Source organism: Prevotella jejuni (assembly GCF_900187995.1).
GTDB lineage: Bacteria > Bacteroidota > Bacteroidia > Bacteroidales > Bacteroidaceae > Prevotella > Prevotella jejuni.
Map to the genome: position 1 here is coordinate 1 of NZ_FZNZ01000008.1, position 14042 is coordinate 14042.

General features: G+C 41.7%; 11 protein-coding genes and 1 pseudogene. 5 read left to right on the forward strand and 7 right to left on the reverse strand.

Annotation, left to right across the window (positions count from 1 at the left end):
• Positions 1-80 precede the first annotated feature (80 nt).
• The 3 genes and pseudogenes from CHB62_RS03855 to CHB62_RS03865 form a co-directional block, all read left to right on the forward strand.
• Positions 81-1502, forward strand: a pseudogene (locus tag CHB62_RS03855) (S8 family serine peptidase); the annotation flags it as partial.
• A gap of 120 nt (positions 1503-1622) precedes the next feature.
• Positions 1623-2111, forward strand: a complete 489-nt coding sequence (gene fldA / locus CHB62_RS03860) for a flavodoxin FldA (RefSeq protein WP_009012932.1) — start codon at positions 1623-1625, stop codon at positions 2109-2111.
• A 48-nt stretch (positions 2112-2159) separates the two neighbouring features.
• On the forward strand, positions 2160-2519 hold the full coding sequence (locus CHB62_RS03865; protein ID WP_176414839.1) for a DUF2023 family protein: 360 nt from the start codon (positions 2160-2162) through the stop codon (positions 2517-2519).
• A 770-nt stretch (positions 2520-3289) separates the two neighbouring features.
• On the opposite strand, the gene CHB62_RS03870 is transcribed toward CHB62_RS03865, so the two are convergent.
• Together CHB62_RS03870 and CHB62_RS03875 are read right to left on the reverse strand one after the other, a co-directional pair.
• Positions 3290-4549 carry a nucleotide sugar dehydrogenase gene (locus CHB62_RS03870; RefSeq protein ID WP_009012936.1) on the reverse strand — a complete coding sequence of 420 codons (1260 nt, stop codon included), beginning with the start codon at positions 4547-4549 and terminating at the stop codon, positions 3290-3292.
• 308 nt (positions 4550-4857) lie between these two features.
• Positions 4858-6363, reverse strand: coding sequence for a glutamine synthetase family protein (locus tag CHB62_RS03875; RefSeq protein ID WP_009012937.1), 1506 nt, complete (start codon positions 6361-6363; stop codon positions 4858-4860).
• Positions 6364-6579: 216 nt separating this feature from the next.
• On the opposite strand from CHB62_RS03875, the gene CHB62_RS03880 reads away from it, so the two are divergent.
• A complete protein-coding gene (locus tag CHB62_RS03880; RefSeq protein ID WP_089365788.1) occupies positions 6580-7101 on the forward strand; it encodes a GNAT family acetyltransferase in 522 nt (173 codons plus the stop codon).
• Positions 7102-7329: 228 nt separating this feature from the next.
• On the opposite strand, the gene CHB62_RS03885 is transcribed toward CHB62_RS03880, so the two are convergent.
• The 5 genes from CHB62_RS03885 to CHB62_RS03905 form a co-directional block, all read right to left on the reverse strand.
• Positions 7330-8304: an endonuclease/exonuclease/phosphatase family protein gene (locus tag CHB62_RS03885; protein ID WP_089365789.1), complete on the reverse strand. Its 975-nt coding sequence runs from the start codon at positions 8302-8304 to the stop codon at positions 7330-7332.
• A gap of 27 nt (positions 8305-8331) precedes the next feature.
• Positions 8332-9126: a prephenate dehydrogenase gene (locus tag CHB62_RS03890; RefSeq protein ID WP_089365790.1), complete on the reverse strand. Its 795-nt coding sequence runs from the start codon at positions 9124-9126 to the stop codon at positions 8332-8334.
• A 145-nt stretch (positions 9127-9271) separates the two neighbouring features.
• Positions 9272-10336: a bifunctional 3-deoxy-7-phosphoheptulonate synthase/chorismate mutase type II gene (locus tag CHB62_RS03895; RefSeq protein ID WP_089365791.1), complete on the reverse strand. Its 1065-nt coding sequence runs from the start codon at positions 10334-10336 to the stop codon at positions 9272-9274.
• Positions 10337-10410: 74 nt separating this feature from the next.
• Complete coding sequence (locus tag CHB62_RS03900) at positions 10411-11580, reverse strand: pyridoxal phosphate-dependent aminotransferase (RefSeq protein ID WP_089365792.1); 1170 nt, start codon at positions 11578-11580, stop codon at positions 10411-10413.
• Between the two features lie 68 nt (positions 11581-11648).
• Positions 11649-12479, reverse strand: coding sequence for a prephenate dehydratase (locus CHB62_RS03905; RefSeq protein WP_089365839.1), 831 nt, complete (start codon positions 12477-12479; stop codon positions 11649-11651).
• A gap of 579 nt (positions 12480-13058) precedes the next feature.
• On the opposite strand from CHB62_RS03905, the gene CHB62_RS03910 reads away from it, so the two are divergent.
• Positions 13059-14009, forward strand: a complete 951-nt coding sequence (locus CHB62_RS03910; RefSeq protein WP_089365793.1) for an aldose epimerase family protein — start codon at positions 13059-13061, stop codon at positions 14007-14009.
• Positions 14010-14042 lie beyond the last annotated feature (33 nt).

Below are 14042 nucleotides of genomic sequence, written 5' to 3' on the forward strand. Positions count from 1 at the left end.
AAGAAACTCGCTCGTTTCCAAATCGTAACCCTTTTCTTCTTTATTCGGTGTTATTCTATTGATTATCTGAAAGATATAAAATTCTGAAATCTTTTGCGGGGATAGCTTGTGAGGCCGACCTCGTCTTTGTTGACAATGCAGCAGACAATTACGGATTGATAGAACCAAGGGATTACTATAAGTACACCTATGCTACGGATGCACTTGGTTTTAAGTATATATTTGATTATGCTACCCAACATCATCAACCATGTGTCATCAATTTTAGTGAAGGAAGTCCACAAGACTTTCGAGGAGATGATCAATTATACTACGAGTTGCTTGCTGGATTAACAGGACCTGGACGTATCATTGTTTCTTCAGCTGGGAATGATGGGGCGAAGACCACCTATATTCATAAAGGTATTGGTAAGGAACGTGCTGGAACATTTTTGCGTGGTAATCCAAAGAGCTTTGGCTGTACGGCTAAGTCTCGTCAACCTTTCATGTTCCGTGTGTCTATATATAATAAGGTGGCATCTCCTAAAACGGTTGATTTGAGTACGGTGCGAGTGTGTTCTTCTAAGGACTCACTTCTCACAGACTCTGTTCTCGTGGATGGAAAGATGTATAAATGGAGCGTTCTCGCCTTCCCTAATAGTTATAATCGCCAAGAAACAGCTTACGATCTACGGCTTAGTTGTAAGCAGGGGTTGGGAGATAATCCAAGAGTCTCGCTTCAAATCGTGGGTAGAGATGCTGATGTTGAACTTTATCGTACGTCTGGAGAGATGTTTACCGATGTCCTTGACCCTACGCTAAACGCTGGGGATTGTAGTAGAACAGTCTTCTCTCCATCCTCTTCGCCCGATGTTATCTCTGTTGGGGCAACTGGATATCGTACTCAGTTCATAAACTATCTAAATGAAAAGAAGGTCTATAACAATGGTACGAACGGTGTTCGCACACCTTTCTCGGCCATGGGTCCTACATTCGATGGGAGAATTAAGCCAGATGTAATGGCTCCTGGACAAAACATCATATCGTCATATAGCTCCTTCTATATCAGTAATACGCATAGAGAGGATGGGTCTGTAAAGAATGACTTAAAGAGCGATATTCGTCGTTTCGAGTATAATGGACGTACCTATTCGTGGAATGCTAATGCAGGAACATCAATGTCTGCGCCTGTTGTGACAGGTGCTATCGCTCTTTGGTTACAAGCTGATCCAACATTGACAACCTCCGATTGCATGGATATCTTTGCCAAGACATGTACGCATTATGACTCATCACTTAGCTATCCGAATAATCTTTATGGATATGGACAGATTGATGTTATGGCTGGACTACAAGAGGTATTACGTAGAAAGGCTTTGGGTATCAATGCTATTGAGCGTAAGGAAGAACCGTCAGATAATCGTATATTCCTCTTAGATGGTCGCTATGTGGGTACAGATGATAGTAATCTACCTAAAGGAATATACATAAGAAATGGAAAGAAGTTAATGAAATGTAATTAAAGACTCCCTAAAAGTAGGTATTTTGCACAAACCATCATTTTTAGGTATTGCACGTAATATAATTTCATTGTATCTTTGCAAGCGTAAAGAAAATAATGAATTAAATTAGTAAAAAGAAATATGAAGAAGACAATTGTTGTTTACGGTTCATCAACCGGTACATGTGAAAGCATTGCAAATACCATTGCTGAGAAACTTGGAGTTGAAGCTATTAACGTATCAGACTTTAATGCTGATGTAGTAGCAGAGAATGATAACCTTATCCTTGGGTCGTCTACTTGGGGCGCAGGTGAGCTGCAGGATGATTGGTATGATGGTATTAACGTACTGAAGAATGCTGATCTTTCTGGTAAGACTGTTGCTATCTTTGGTTGTGGTGATAGCGAAAGCTACTCAGATACATTCTGTAGTGCAATGAAGGAGATATATGATGCAGCTGAAGGTGCTAACATTCTTCCAGGTGTTTCAACAGACGGTTATACCTTTGATGATAGTGAGGCTGTTGTTGACGGTAAGTTCGTTGGCCTTGCATTGGATGACGTAAACGAAGATGATAAGACTGAAGGTCGTATTGATGCTTGGTTAGAAGCTATTAAGCCAGCATTGTAAAGGCCTTATAACTTACAATATAATTATTCATACAAAGGGATAACTATGATGACAGATATGATGTCCGCCGATATGAAGGTGCTGATGAATCACATCTACGAGTACAAGAAAGGTGTTCGACAGATGGTCTTATATACTTGTAATAAGAAGTATGAGTCATTCGCCACGCTCCGTCTTGAGCATCAGAATATCCCATATATCATACAGCCGGTGGGTCGTGACCGTATGAATCTATTCTTCGGTCGACAGGAGTGTCTTGATGCCATCCGGCTGATGATAACCAAACCTCTTAACCAACTAACGCCCGAAGAGGATTTTATCCTTGGTGCAATGTTGGGTTATGACATTCGCGTACAGTGCGAGCGGTACTGTGAACGCAAGTGTCGCACCTGTAAATGTGCGACATAAGCCAGAATTATTAAATGATAATCTTGTTCGCGAAATAAATTATTTCATAATGTTTTTGTATTATAAATAGGCTTGTCGTGAGACAGGCCTTTTTATCTTTAAACACTTAAGTATAGTTGTTTGAGATATCTTTTACGATAGTGTGCATATATGATATAAGTCGTTACCATTGTTTTATGCGTACTGTAAGTATGGTGATAGGTCTGGACAAACTGCTTATAAGCGTATTTATCTTCCAAATGATAGCACATTTAATATTTAATGTGTGCTGTATCTTGTTGAAGAGAAGAAGGTTATGAGTATAAAAGCTATGACAGCTATGACAGGAATAATAGTTTTATCTAAAAGCAGAGTTGATGATGTTTAGCCTATAGAGGGTTGGTAGAAGATTCTAAATGAAAGGGCAATGGATGATATTAACAGTATTTGGTTAGTATATAATTCACTGGAGGTTCTCTTTTATACGGGTAATCTTATTTTGACGTTGGAGGGTTAATTCTCAATATAACGAAGTAAGAAATATACATTCTTAGTGGTGTAAGTATCATTTACTAACAAATGGGTATAACGTTCCTTATCCACATCTTTTAGAGTGTAAGTCACCAACATTCATTGTGATTACTGGTTTTACTGCAAATAATAGGTATTGGGTATAACCTTCACTATCCACTTCTCGGAGGGCGTATATCATTAGCACTCATGGTGATAGCTGTTAGCACCATGAGTGACAAGTATTAACACATTGGTTGAGGATGAAGAGTAGGAGGATATTAATCCCTTCTAAATATATCTCTGGTGTACACTTTCTCCTTCACATCATCAAGGCATTTATCATAGCGGTTGGCAATGATAGCATGACAACGGCGTTTGAAATCAGAAAGATTATTGACAACAAGACTACCAAAGAAGGTTGCACCGTCTTCAAGTGTAGGCTCATAGATAATAACTTGTGCCCCTTTAGCCTTAATGCGCTTCATAACTCCTTGGATAGAACTTTGGCGGAAATTGTCACTATTCGACTTCATTGTCAGTCGATAAACACCAATGATACATTCTTTCTCTTCGTCGGGATTATAGTCTCCACGGTCATAGTAATCATAATAACCAGCCGTGTGTAACACTTGATCGGCTATAAAGTCCTTACGAGTACGGTTACTCTCGACAATAGCTTGGATAAGATTCTCTGGGACATCAGCATAGTTGGCAAGCAACTGTTTGGTGTCCTTTGGCAAGCAATAGCCTCCGTAACCAAAAGAAGGATTATTATAGAATGATCCAATACGTGGGTCAAGACAAACTCCCTGTATGATATTAGATGTATCAAGCCCTTTCACCTCAGCGTAAGTATCCAATTCATTGAAATAGCTAACACGCAGGGCGAGGTAAGTATTAGCAAATAGCTTTACAGCCTCAGCCTCGGTCAATCCCATGAAAAGGGTTGGGATATTCTCTTCTATTGCCCCTTCTTGTAATAACTGGGCAAATACATGGGCCGCACAGTCCAATCGTTCGTCACCTTCGGGGCGACCAATGATGATACGACTTGGATAAAGATTATCGTAGAGCGCCTTACTCTCACGCAGGAACTCGGGTGCAAAGAGAATATTATCACACTTATATTTAGCTCTGATATTCTCTGTATATCCAACAGGGATAGTCGACTTAATCACCATAATAGCCTTAGGATTCACCTTCATTACGATTTCGATGACTTCTTCAACATGTCGTGTGTCAAAGTAGTTCTTTACAGGGTCGTAATTAGTTGGTGTGGCAATGACTACAAAGTCAGCATCTTTATAAGCCGTCTCTGCATCCATCGTAGCGGTGAGGTTTAAGTCCTTCTCGCTCAAATACTGTTCTATATAATCGTCTTGAATAGGCGAACGCTTATTATTAATCAGTTCCACCTTTTCTTTAACTACATCAACAGCCATTACAGGGTGGTGTTGACTCAGCAATGTAGCTATACTGAGACCCACATAACCAGTTCCAGCCACAGCTATCTTTACGTCTTTAATATCCTTATCCATTGTTTTGTTCAGCTTGTATGCAAAGATACGTATTTCTATTTGAATACTACAAAGGATAAGGACAAAATCCTTACTAAATCCCTTCTTGCCTTTGTTTTATTTGCCTCTCAGCTTTTTAGTGTTCTTTTGTTATTGTTTATATGAAATATAGAGATGTGTAAATGATAGATAGAAATGACTTACGTTCAGTGTAAATCATACTGCAACAGGTAAAAGACGATGATTATAAAAATCCCAGACAACCATTTTGTTGCCTGGGATTTTATGTTAGTACTAATCTTATTTACAGTTTAGATAGATGTTTTGTTTTATCCGCAGTGGAAGTACTGGCGAACAAGTTTTTCCATCATCATCTCCTTGCCCTCTATCTCTTGACGTAGTGTACGGTCATTGTATGAGCGGAGCTGTTTGATGATACCATCAATCATGGCAGGAGAGAACACATCATACTCTTCATAAACCTTGCGTTGACGTTCCAAGCAATCCGCTGAAGCAGCACAGCTATCAGGCAGTTGAGCCAATGTAGCATAGCGTTCAGCATTCTTTGGATCGTGGATGTCACCGTCAGCAAAGGTTCTCTCTGCCTCTGCCTCAGCGTTGGCCATCTCGAAGCCATGGCGACAAGCAACGCAAAGACCAGCCAAGAGCTGATAGATATCAGCCGAAGCGTCAGGTGAACGCATCTCGACAGTCTGCTTGATAGAGTAGTCACGTGCTGTAAGTGGCTCCACGTTGTTAGCCTTATGGCACATATCTTCGCCAGAAGTCCAGCCTAATGGTACACGAACAAGCACAGAACGGTTGCTCATACCCCAGCATACATTTGTTGGAGCCTCCTGATGTGGAACAAGACGGAAGTAAGATGTTGGGTTCTTATTACCAAAGGCAGTGATACTTTCTGCCAAATCCATCATACCCGCAATAGCCTTACGAGCGTCCAGTGACAACTTACCATTGTCTAACATCATATTCTTTCCGTCCTTCATTATGCGCATGTGGATGTGCATACCAGACCCGGCTTTGCCCACAGTAATCTTAGGAGCGAAAGTAATATCAAGTCCTTCCTCATAACCTAAGCTGCGGATAACCCATTTAGCAATGAGTAATTGCTCCGCACACTCGTTTGCAGGGACTGGTAAGAACTCAATTTCGTTCTGTTCATAGCAGCGTCCATTCTCCACGAAGTTGCCCACCTCAGAGTGTCCATACTTAATTTTTCCGCCACACTCGGCAATTAGTTGCATAGAGCGCATGCGGAAATCGTTACCCTTAGAGAAAGGTGTACTCTCGTGATAACCATGTTGGTCGTCAGCAGGGAACACTCCCTCATCCTCTCGGATAACATAATACTCTAACTCACCCATAGCCTGAAACTCCATGCCTGTCACTTTCTTAAAGGCATCCATAGCCTTTCGGAGCGTGTACTCAGGTGATGAAGCTAACGGATTGCCGTCACGATCGAAGAATGAACAGAGCATGCAAAGCGTTGGAATCTCTGAGAAAGGATCGATGAAAGCCGTAGAGAAACGAGGCATTACATAGAGGTCACTACTTCCTGCAGCAATGAAGCTGAAGAGTGAAGAGCCGTCAACGCGCTCGCCACTTGTAAGGATTGTCTCCAAGTAGTCGGGGGTGTGGAGCATGAAATTCAATGTTTTCAATCGTCCATCACCAGCAGGATACATAAAGTTTACCATCTTGATGTTCAAGTCTTCGACAACTTGTTTGATGTCATCTTTCGTAAACTCATGTGCATTCTTCCCAAGGTGTGCTTCCAGCCTATTAGCTGAACGCGTAAAAAGGTTATTCTCCATTGTCATAGGTTTTATAAAGTTAGTATTCGATTCTGCTGACAAAAATACATATTAATTTCTTTATTCGCAATTATTTTACATACTATTTTTCTTCACATCATTATTGGTAACCATCTTGTCCTTTTTCTTTTTGTGTCTTTTTCCTATCTATGAGAACCTTGATGTTAGGTTTTCTTTGTACTTTTGTATCGTTGGAGTAATAAAAGGAGATATCTTATGACAAAAAAGAAAACAATAAACCTGTCGAATAATCGTACTGTTAAGAAGGCTTCTATAGCTGATTTGTCGGTTGTAATAGACTTTATTGAACAAGGGAAAGCAAAGATGATAAAAGCTGGCAATCCTAATCAATGGTCAGCAAACTATCCTGCTATAGAGACCATAGAGCGTGACATTGTGCAAGGCGATTGTTATCTGCTTTATGAAGGAGGCAAGGCCATTGCAACATTTGTATTCAAAGAGGGGCCAGAGCCTAATTATCAGCGTATTGATGATGGTAGTTGGCTCGACGATCAACCTTATTATGTTATCCATCGTGCGGCATCTGCAGAAGGTGTACATGGTGTGATGGCAGATGTCATCAGCTATTGTTCGTCGTTTACCTCCTCCATTCGTATTGACACACATGCAGACAATCGTCCTATGCAAGCCTCCTTGGCTCGGTTAGGTTTTGTTTATTGTGGTGTTATCTACGTGGAGAATGGGGATAGTAGACGAGCTTTTCAACGTATATTTTAGCTATCTATCACCGTATTACTTTGTTTCCTCTTTCAGAGTAAGTGGTTGTTTACGTTTTAGAAGTCTAAGTTCTCCTTCCTAATAATAAGTATCGTAATTGGTAGTTAAGTTCTCCTTCTGAATTATTTTCATGAAAAGAAGAATTTATTTACACGAACGGAAATATTTATTTTCATGAAGAAAAATATTTTTCTTCATGAAAATAAATCAAAGAGAGAGTTGTTTGCTTCAATGGTGAAGACGTAGAACAAGTGGTAAATGGTCGCTAAATCCATTGTTAAAACGCATTCCATTATAGTTACGGCGGGGCTTTACTCCGCCGTATTTCGTATCTTCTTCTAACAAGAAGGGTGCATCATTGATACGACAACCAGCCACCCACGACCGTAGGTTATCACTAATGAGCATCTGGTCGAGGCTACCCCACTCTCCATGATAACGATAGGTTCCTTTCGCACCATTACGTCCCTGCACCCCTGCCGACACATTAAACAACCCATGTTCGTATGCGAGTAAAAGCGAAGGACTGTCAGCATAATCATTGAAGTCGCCCATCACCAATAGTTTCGGTTCTGTATAAGTACGGCGAAGAGAGTCTATAGCATTACATAACCGCTCCATCACGTGTTTTCTAAAAGGTCGGGAATAAAGTTCGCCACCCATTCTACTCGGTGCATGAAGTAGGAAGATGTGTAGCGTATCACCGTTTTCTATTTCGCCTTCTACATGTAGGATATCACGAGTCGGACGCATATTCTTCATTGGCTTGACGCGTAACGTATCCGCTTTAATCAAGCGGAAGGAGAAAGGCGAGTACAATAAAGCCACGTCAATACCACGAGCATCATTAGAGGAAGTCATCACATACTCATAACGAGCCTTACGTAATAATGAACGACGAGTAAGATCAAAGAGCACACTATCGTTCTCCACCTCACATAAACCCACTATATCGGGTAGCGACCAACCGCTGCTATCTTCCCCACAAGCAATGATTGCTTGTCCTATCCTATTCAGTTTCTGCCAGTATTTAGTACGTGTCCAATGACGGGGAGAGTCTGGCAAGAACTCATGGTCGTCTTTTAAGGAATCATGCCGAGTATCAAACAGGTTCTCGGTATTGAACTCAACAATCGTTAAACCTGTTTGAGCTACTGACAGAAGCGTACTCAACAGAAGAAAGGAGGTTAATAATATGCGCATAGTAGTTAGGTTTTAAGGATATAGCAATTATTTCTTTATTTCAATATCTCGTGCCACATGATTGCGAATCTTGGTTAGATAAGCTTTCATTTTAGCTGCATCTTTATCGTTGATAATCTGTAACAGTTCCTTTAACTCTGTGCGTATCTGTGTCACTTGGTCATAGGTATAAGGATTGAATAGAATCTCTTGCAGCAGATAATCGTCTTCGTTCAATACTCCCTTAGCTATCCGCATGTGCCGTTTGAAGGTCGTACCTGGTGCATCTTGGTGTTTCATCACAGCCGCAAAGACAAAGGTAGAAACGAAAGGGATACTCAACGAATAAGCTACAGTCTTATCATGTTCCTCGAAACTATACTCATATATATTCAAACCGAGCCTCTGGTAGAGGTCCTTAAAGAAGTTTCGACCCATATAATCGCCTTCACTGATAATGATAGCATTCTCTTCACTTAGCTGATTGAGGTTAGCAAAGGTCGGACCAAACATAGGATGTGTAGAGACGTAAGGGTGGCCACATTGATCATACCACGTTTTCAGGCCCGTCTTCACCGAACTGATATCAGACAAGATACAGTCCTTCGGTAATACGGGTAGCACCTCTTCAAATGCTGATAACGTATATTTCACTGTTACAGCATTGATGACAAGCTCTGGTTGAAAACCTTTCACTTCCTCCAAAGACGTAAACCTCTGACAGTTATAAGTAAAGCGAAGACGGCGTGCATCCTTCTCGTAAGCAGCCACTTCATGGTCGAAACTGAGCAAGTCGATGAAGAAACTCCCCATTTTTCCTGCTCCCATAATTAGTATTCTCATGTTTGCTTGGGTGTTAGGTGTTAAGTGTTGGGTGGTGATGAATTGTAGTGTTGGGTGATAAATGATAGGTGGTGAGTGATTAGTGGTGGGTGTTTACGATCACTATTCATCAACACCTAACACCCATCACCCAACACCCACTACCCTACTTATTCACTATCTCCAGTTGTTGACGTACACTTTCCTCATGTATGAGTTCAAAGACTTGAGCAGCAAAGTTGGCATCCATACCACAAAGACTTGCTTGTGCACCACGCTTCTCAAGGATTTCATTGTATCGACCAGCCTGAAGAATGGTCATGTTGTGCTCCTTCTTGAAGGTTCCTATCTCTCGACAAATACGGAAACGCTTGGCAAGTAGACCCATTAAAGAGTTGTCTATCTCGTCTATCTGTGTACGAAGGAAACGCAGCTCTTCGGTGGTTGAGCTATAATCACGCACCACTAAGAGAGAAAGGATATAATCGAGTATATCAGGGGTGACCTGCTGTGCGGCATCACTCCATGCCTTCTCCGGACTACAATGACTCTCAACAATCAGACCATCAAACCCTAAGTCCATCGCCTGTTGGCAAAGAGGCGCAATCAAGTCACGCCGTCCTCCAATATGACTTGGGTCACAGATAATTGGCAAACCAGGTATTCTTCGACGCAACTCAATAGGAATCTGCCACATAGGAGCATTTCTATAGATTTTCTTTTCATAACTTGAGAAACCTCGATGGATAACACCCAGTCGCTTCAAGCCCGCTTGATTAAGACGAAGAAGTGCCCCTATCCACAGCTCAAGGTCTGGGTTTACTGGGTTCTTAACCAATACTGGGATGTCTACTCCTTGTAAGGCATCAGCCAAAGCCTGCACTGCAAAAGGATTAGCAGACGTTCTTGCACCTATCCACAAGATGTCCATATCATACTTCAAGGCAGCCTCAACATGCTCAGGTGTAGCTACTTCGGTAGCAATCAGCATTCCTGTCTCTTCTTTCACTTGCTTCATCCATGGTAAGGCCATCTCACCATTACCCTCAAAACCACCCGGTTTCGTCCGTGGTTTCCATATACCTGCACGGAAGATATGGCATCCCTTGGCTGCAAGATTGCGTGCTGTAGACATCACCTGTTCTTCTGTTTCAGCCGAACAAGGACCAGCAATAACTATAGGGCGTTCCTTATCGCTCGGTAGTCGTAAAGGTTCTAACTCTAACTCCATAATTATCTATCTTTTAGTCTTTACTTTCTTAATTATTCTCCAAAGGTAATATAAATGATGCATATAACCTTATTTTACCAGTCTAAAGATGCAATACGGTCGTAGGCTTCCTTCATCTGCTCGTCTTTTGCACATAGAGAGAGGCGTACATAACGTCGACCATTACTACCAAAGATGAAACCAGGCGCTATAAACACACGTGCTTCATGTAACACACGCTCTGTCAGTTGTTCTGCATCAACATACGTCTCGGGTATCTTACCCCATAGAAACATACCGACTTGAGCCTTATCATAGGTGCAACCTAATAGTGACATTATCTCTTCTGCGATAACTCGACGGGAGCGATAAACGGCTATGTTATAGTGCTGATGCCACTCATCTGTATTCGTGTTCATAGCTTCGGCTGCTGCTAACTGAATACCTCTGAAGGTTCCAGAGTCGATATTACTCTTCACTTTCAGTATCCATGAGATGAATGTTGGGTTGGTAACGCACATTCCAACACGCCAGCCTGGCATATTATATGACTTCGAAAGGGAGTTAAATTCAATACAGCAATCCTTTGCGCCAGGTACTTGTAACAGGCTCAACTTATCCCCTTCATTGAGAATAAACGAATAGGGGTTATCGTTAACGACAACTATACCATGTCGACGAGCGAAGTCTACTAAGCGTTGATAGGTCTCTCGACAAGCATTCCCACCTGTTGGCATATTCGGATAGTTGGTCCACATCAGCCGAACTCGACTCAGGTCCATTTGCTCTAATGCATCGAAATCAGGTTGCCAACCCTTGTCTTCCCTCAAGTCATAGGTGACCACCTCTGCTCCCAATAGTCGGGAGAGTGCTGTGTAGGTAGGATAACCTGGATTAGGAACCAACACCTGCTCGCCAGGATTTACGAAGGCCAAGGTGACATGTAGGATTCCTTCCTTAGAGCCAATGAGGGGTTGTACCTCTGTAGCAGCATCTATCTCTACATCATACCACCGTTTATAAAAGCCAGCCATAGCCGTACGGAGTTCTGACGTACCTATTGTAGGCTGATAACCATGCTCTGACGATAGACTGGCTACCTCACAGAGTTTATCAACAGTTTGTTTTGACGGTGGCATATCTGGGCTGCCAATGGCCAAGGAGATGATATCCTTTCCTTCAGCATTCATCTTCGCTACCTCCTTCAGTTTGCGTGAGAAGTAGTATTCTTGCACCTCCTGCACTCTATTTGCTGGCTGTATCATAAGCTACTTAGTTTATATTGTGTCCTTGTGTTCCATCTACTGAGGCATTACCTCAGTACTCCTTCCCTCTAATTCTCCTTATACTCCCCCAATATCTTGATACTTTTCACCAAAGGAGTGATGGCATCTATTGCCTGACGATAGCGTGTAAAGTTATCGAAGGTCAAGTCTACATAGAAGAGATACTCCCACTCGTGACCGATAACAGGCAATGACTGAATCTTCGTAAGATTGATGTCATAGAAGGAGAGGATGGTTAACACCTTACTTAAAGAGCCTTCTTCATGTGGGAGAGAGAAGACTATACTCGACTTATCCACCTCTGCCAAGGAGCGAAGGAGGGCGGCTTTCTGTGGATGACAAGCCACAAGGAAACGTGTGAAGTTATGTTTATTGTCTTCAATTGAGTCTTCCAAAATCTTCAGACCATAAAGTCTTGCGGCGTCAGCTGAACATATTGCAGCACAACCATGGCATTGGTTCTCTACAATATAAGCTGCTGAACCAGCGGTATCGTCAGCTTCTACTGCCTTTATATTAGGATGATTACTAAGGAAAGAACGGCATTGCATAAGGGCTACAGGGTGAGAATGTACCTCAACAATGGTTGACCAGTCATCATCTGGCAAACAACAGATACAGTGTTGGATATGTAGACGCTGCTCACCAACGACCATTGTACCTGATTGACGCAGTAGATCGTAATTATGCAACAGGCTCCCTGCTATCGTGTTCTCTATTGCAAGCATAGCAATAGCAGCTGAATCACCCCTCACCTCAGCAAATACATCCTCAAAGGTAGCGCAGCAAGTGAGTTGTATCTGCTCATTTGCAAAATATAGATGGGCTGCAATATCGTGAAAACTCCCATACTCTCCTTGTATAGCTATTCGTTTCATTCGCTTCATCTGTCTATTGGTTATCAACTAACTTGTACTAAAACGAAAACGATCCCACTCTATGTTGAGCAGGACCGTTTCGTTTTGTATTTCTAAAAAGACTATATTCTCTTAAGTTGAAATCTATACGCAACTTCCCGCTTTGCACTTTTCTGCAAAGTAAAAATAGAAGTAACGGAAAGATACATAAAGCTTCTTCATATCTTCGATTTCGTTTATATTCGCCTACAAATGTATTACTTTTATTCTTTACAAGCAAGTATTTTGAGAAAAAATTACTTTTTCTCCATCATTATCTTACGTGTTTTGCTATTTCTTTCTTATCGTTCTCTGACAAAAAACACGCTCAGACTCATATCTATTTACATCTATCTTAACACACTAAAACAAGCCTTTCCTATCGACTTAGGATATAACATCACTTAAATACGTCATGCCCATCTATTAAAATAAGGAAATTCTAAGCAACATATAAACTTTTTTACTATCTTTGCATAAGATAGGCTGCACTCGACAATACGAATGCAAGCATTCATTGCACTCGTTTGCACTATCTTTGCATACATAATAGAATGACCTATGAAACAGTTATATGCAATACTGACAGTGGCAATGCTTAGCGTTGCTCTCTGTTCATACGCACAAGAACAGGTTCAAATTCGACTTGTGAACAGCAATGGTATGGAGGCTGTCATCAGTAACTATGGTGCACGTCTTGTCTCTCTTACTGCTCATAACTGGAACGGTAGACTGGAGCCTGTCGTTAAGACATATACTAATAAGGAGGAGTATATGAAAGACAGAACCTTGGGAGCAACACTCCTCTCCTTTGGTAAGAATCATGAAGAGACGCTGTCTGGGAAGATATGGGAGCTTGTTAGTTCTGACAACCAATCGGTTACACTACGATATGTGACTTCAGAAGGTGAGAACGGATTAGATGGAAAGTTAAACGTTACCGTTACCTATACCCTTTCCGACCAAAACGCACTTGATATAGACTACCGAGTTGCGACGACTGCTAAGACTAACTTGGAAGTAACAAACGGTATTTGCTTTAACCTTTCAGGTGAGATGCACCGCTCCATCATCAAACAGCATCTTTGGGTTGATGCTGTTCAGATGAACACATACAATGCACAAAGACAGCTGACAGGCGTTCTTCAACGTATTAAAAATACTCCTTTCGATTTCACTAAACCAAGAGAATTTGGCGAACGCATCAAGAGTACAAGGAATGGATACGACAATGCTTACCAGTTGCGACATCCTGATAATATGCAGAAGCCGGCTGCCATCCTCTTTGATGCACAGAGTGGACGCGCGATGACAGTCTATTCAAGTGAACCAACCCTCAACATCAACACCTACGGAAAAGATAGTCAAGGGATTACATTACAACCGATTCACACGGGATACAATAGCGGTATGGAGAAAGTAAGTAATGAACTACAGCCTGGGCAGGTACTCCACAGTGCCACAGTCTTCTTCTTCACGACCGACCCACCACTGATTATGCGTACGAAATAACACACATGTGCTAACGTCATGAGCATAGTTCAG

Coding starts and splice junctions, on each gene's coding strand:
- CHB62_RS03895 (WP_089365791.1), bottom strand. CDS start 10,336: ATGGAGTTAGAGTTAGAACCTTTACGACTACCGAGCGATAAGGAACGC.
- CHB62_RS03900 (WP_089365792.1), bottom strand. CDS start 11,580: ATGATACAGCCAGCAAATAGAGTGCAGGAGGTGCAAGAATACTACTTC.
- CHB62_RS03910 (WP_089365793.1), top strand. CDS start 13,059: ATGAAACAGTTATATGCAATACTGACAGTGGCAATGCTTAGCGTTGCT.
- CHB62_RS03870 (WP_009012936.1), bottom strand. CDS start 4,549: ATGGATAAGGATATTAAAGACGTAAAGATAGCTGTGGCTGGAACTGGT.
- fldA (WP_009012932.1), top strand. CDS start 1,623: ATGAAGAAGACAATTGTTGTTTACGGTTCATCAACCGGTACATGTGAA.
- CHB62_RS03905 (WP_089365839.1), bottom strand. CDS start 12,479: ATGAAACGAATAGCTATACAAGGAGAGTATGGGAGTTTTCACGATATT.
- CHB62_RS03885 (WP_089365789.1), bottom strand. CDS start 8,304: ATGCGCATATTATTAACCTCCTTTCTTCTGTTGAGTACGCTTCTGTCA.
- CHB62_RS03875 (WP_009012937.1), bottom strand. CDS start 6,363: ATGGAGAATAACCTTTTTACGCGTTCAGCTAATAGGCTGGAAGCACAC.
- CHB62_RS03890 (WP_089365790.1), bottom strand. CDS start 9,126: ATGAGAATACTAATTATGGGAGCAGGAAAAATGGGGAGTTTCTTCATC.
- CHB62_RS03880 (WP_089365788.1), top strand. CDS start 6,580: ATGACAAAAAAGAAAACAATAAACCTGTCGAATAATCGTACTGTTAAG.
- CHB62_RS03865 (WP_176414839.1), top strand. CDS start 2,160: ATGACAGATATGATGTCCGCCGATATGAAGGTGCTGATGAATCACATC.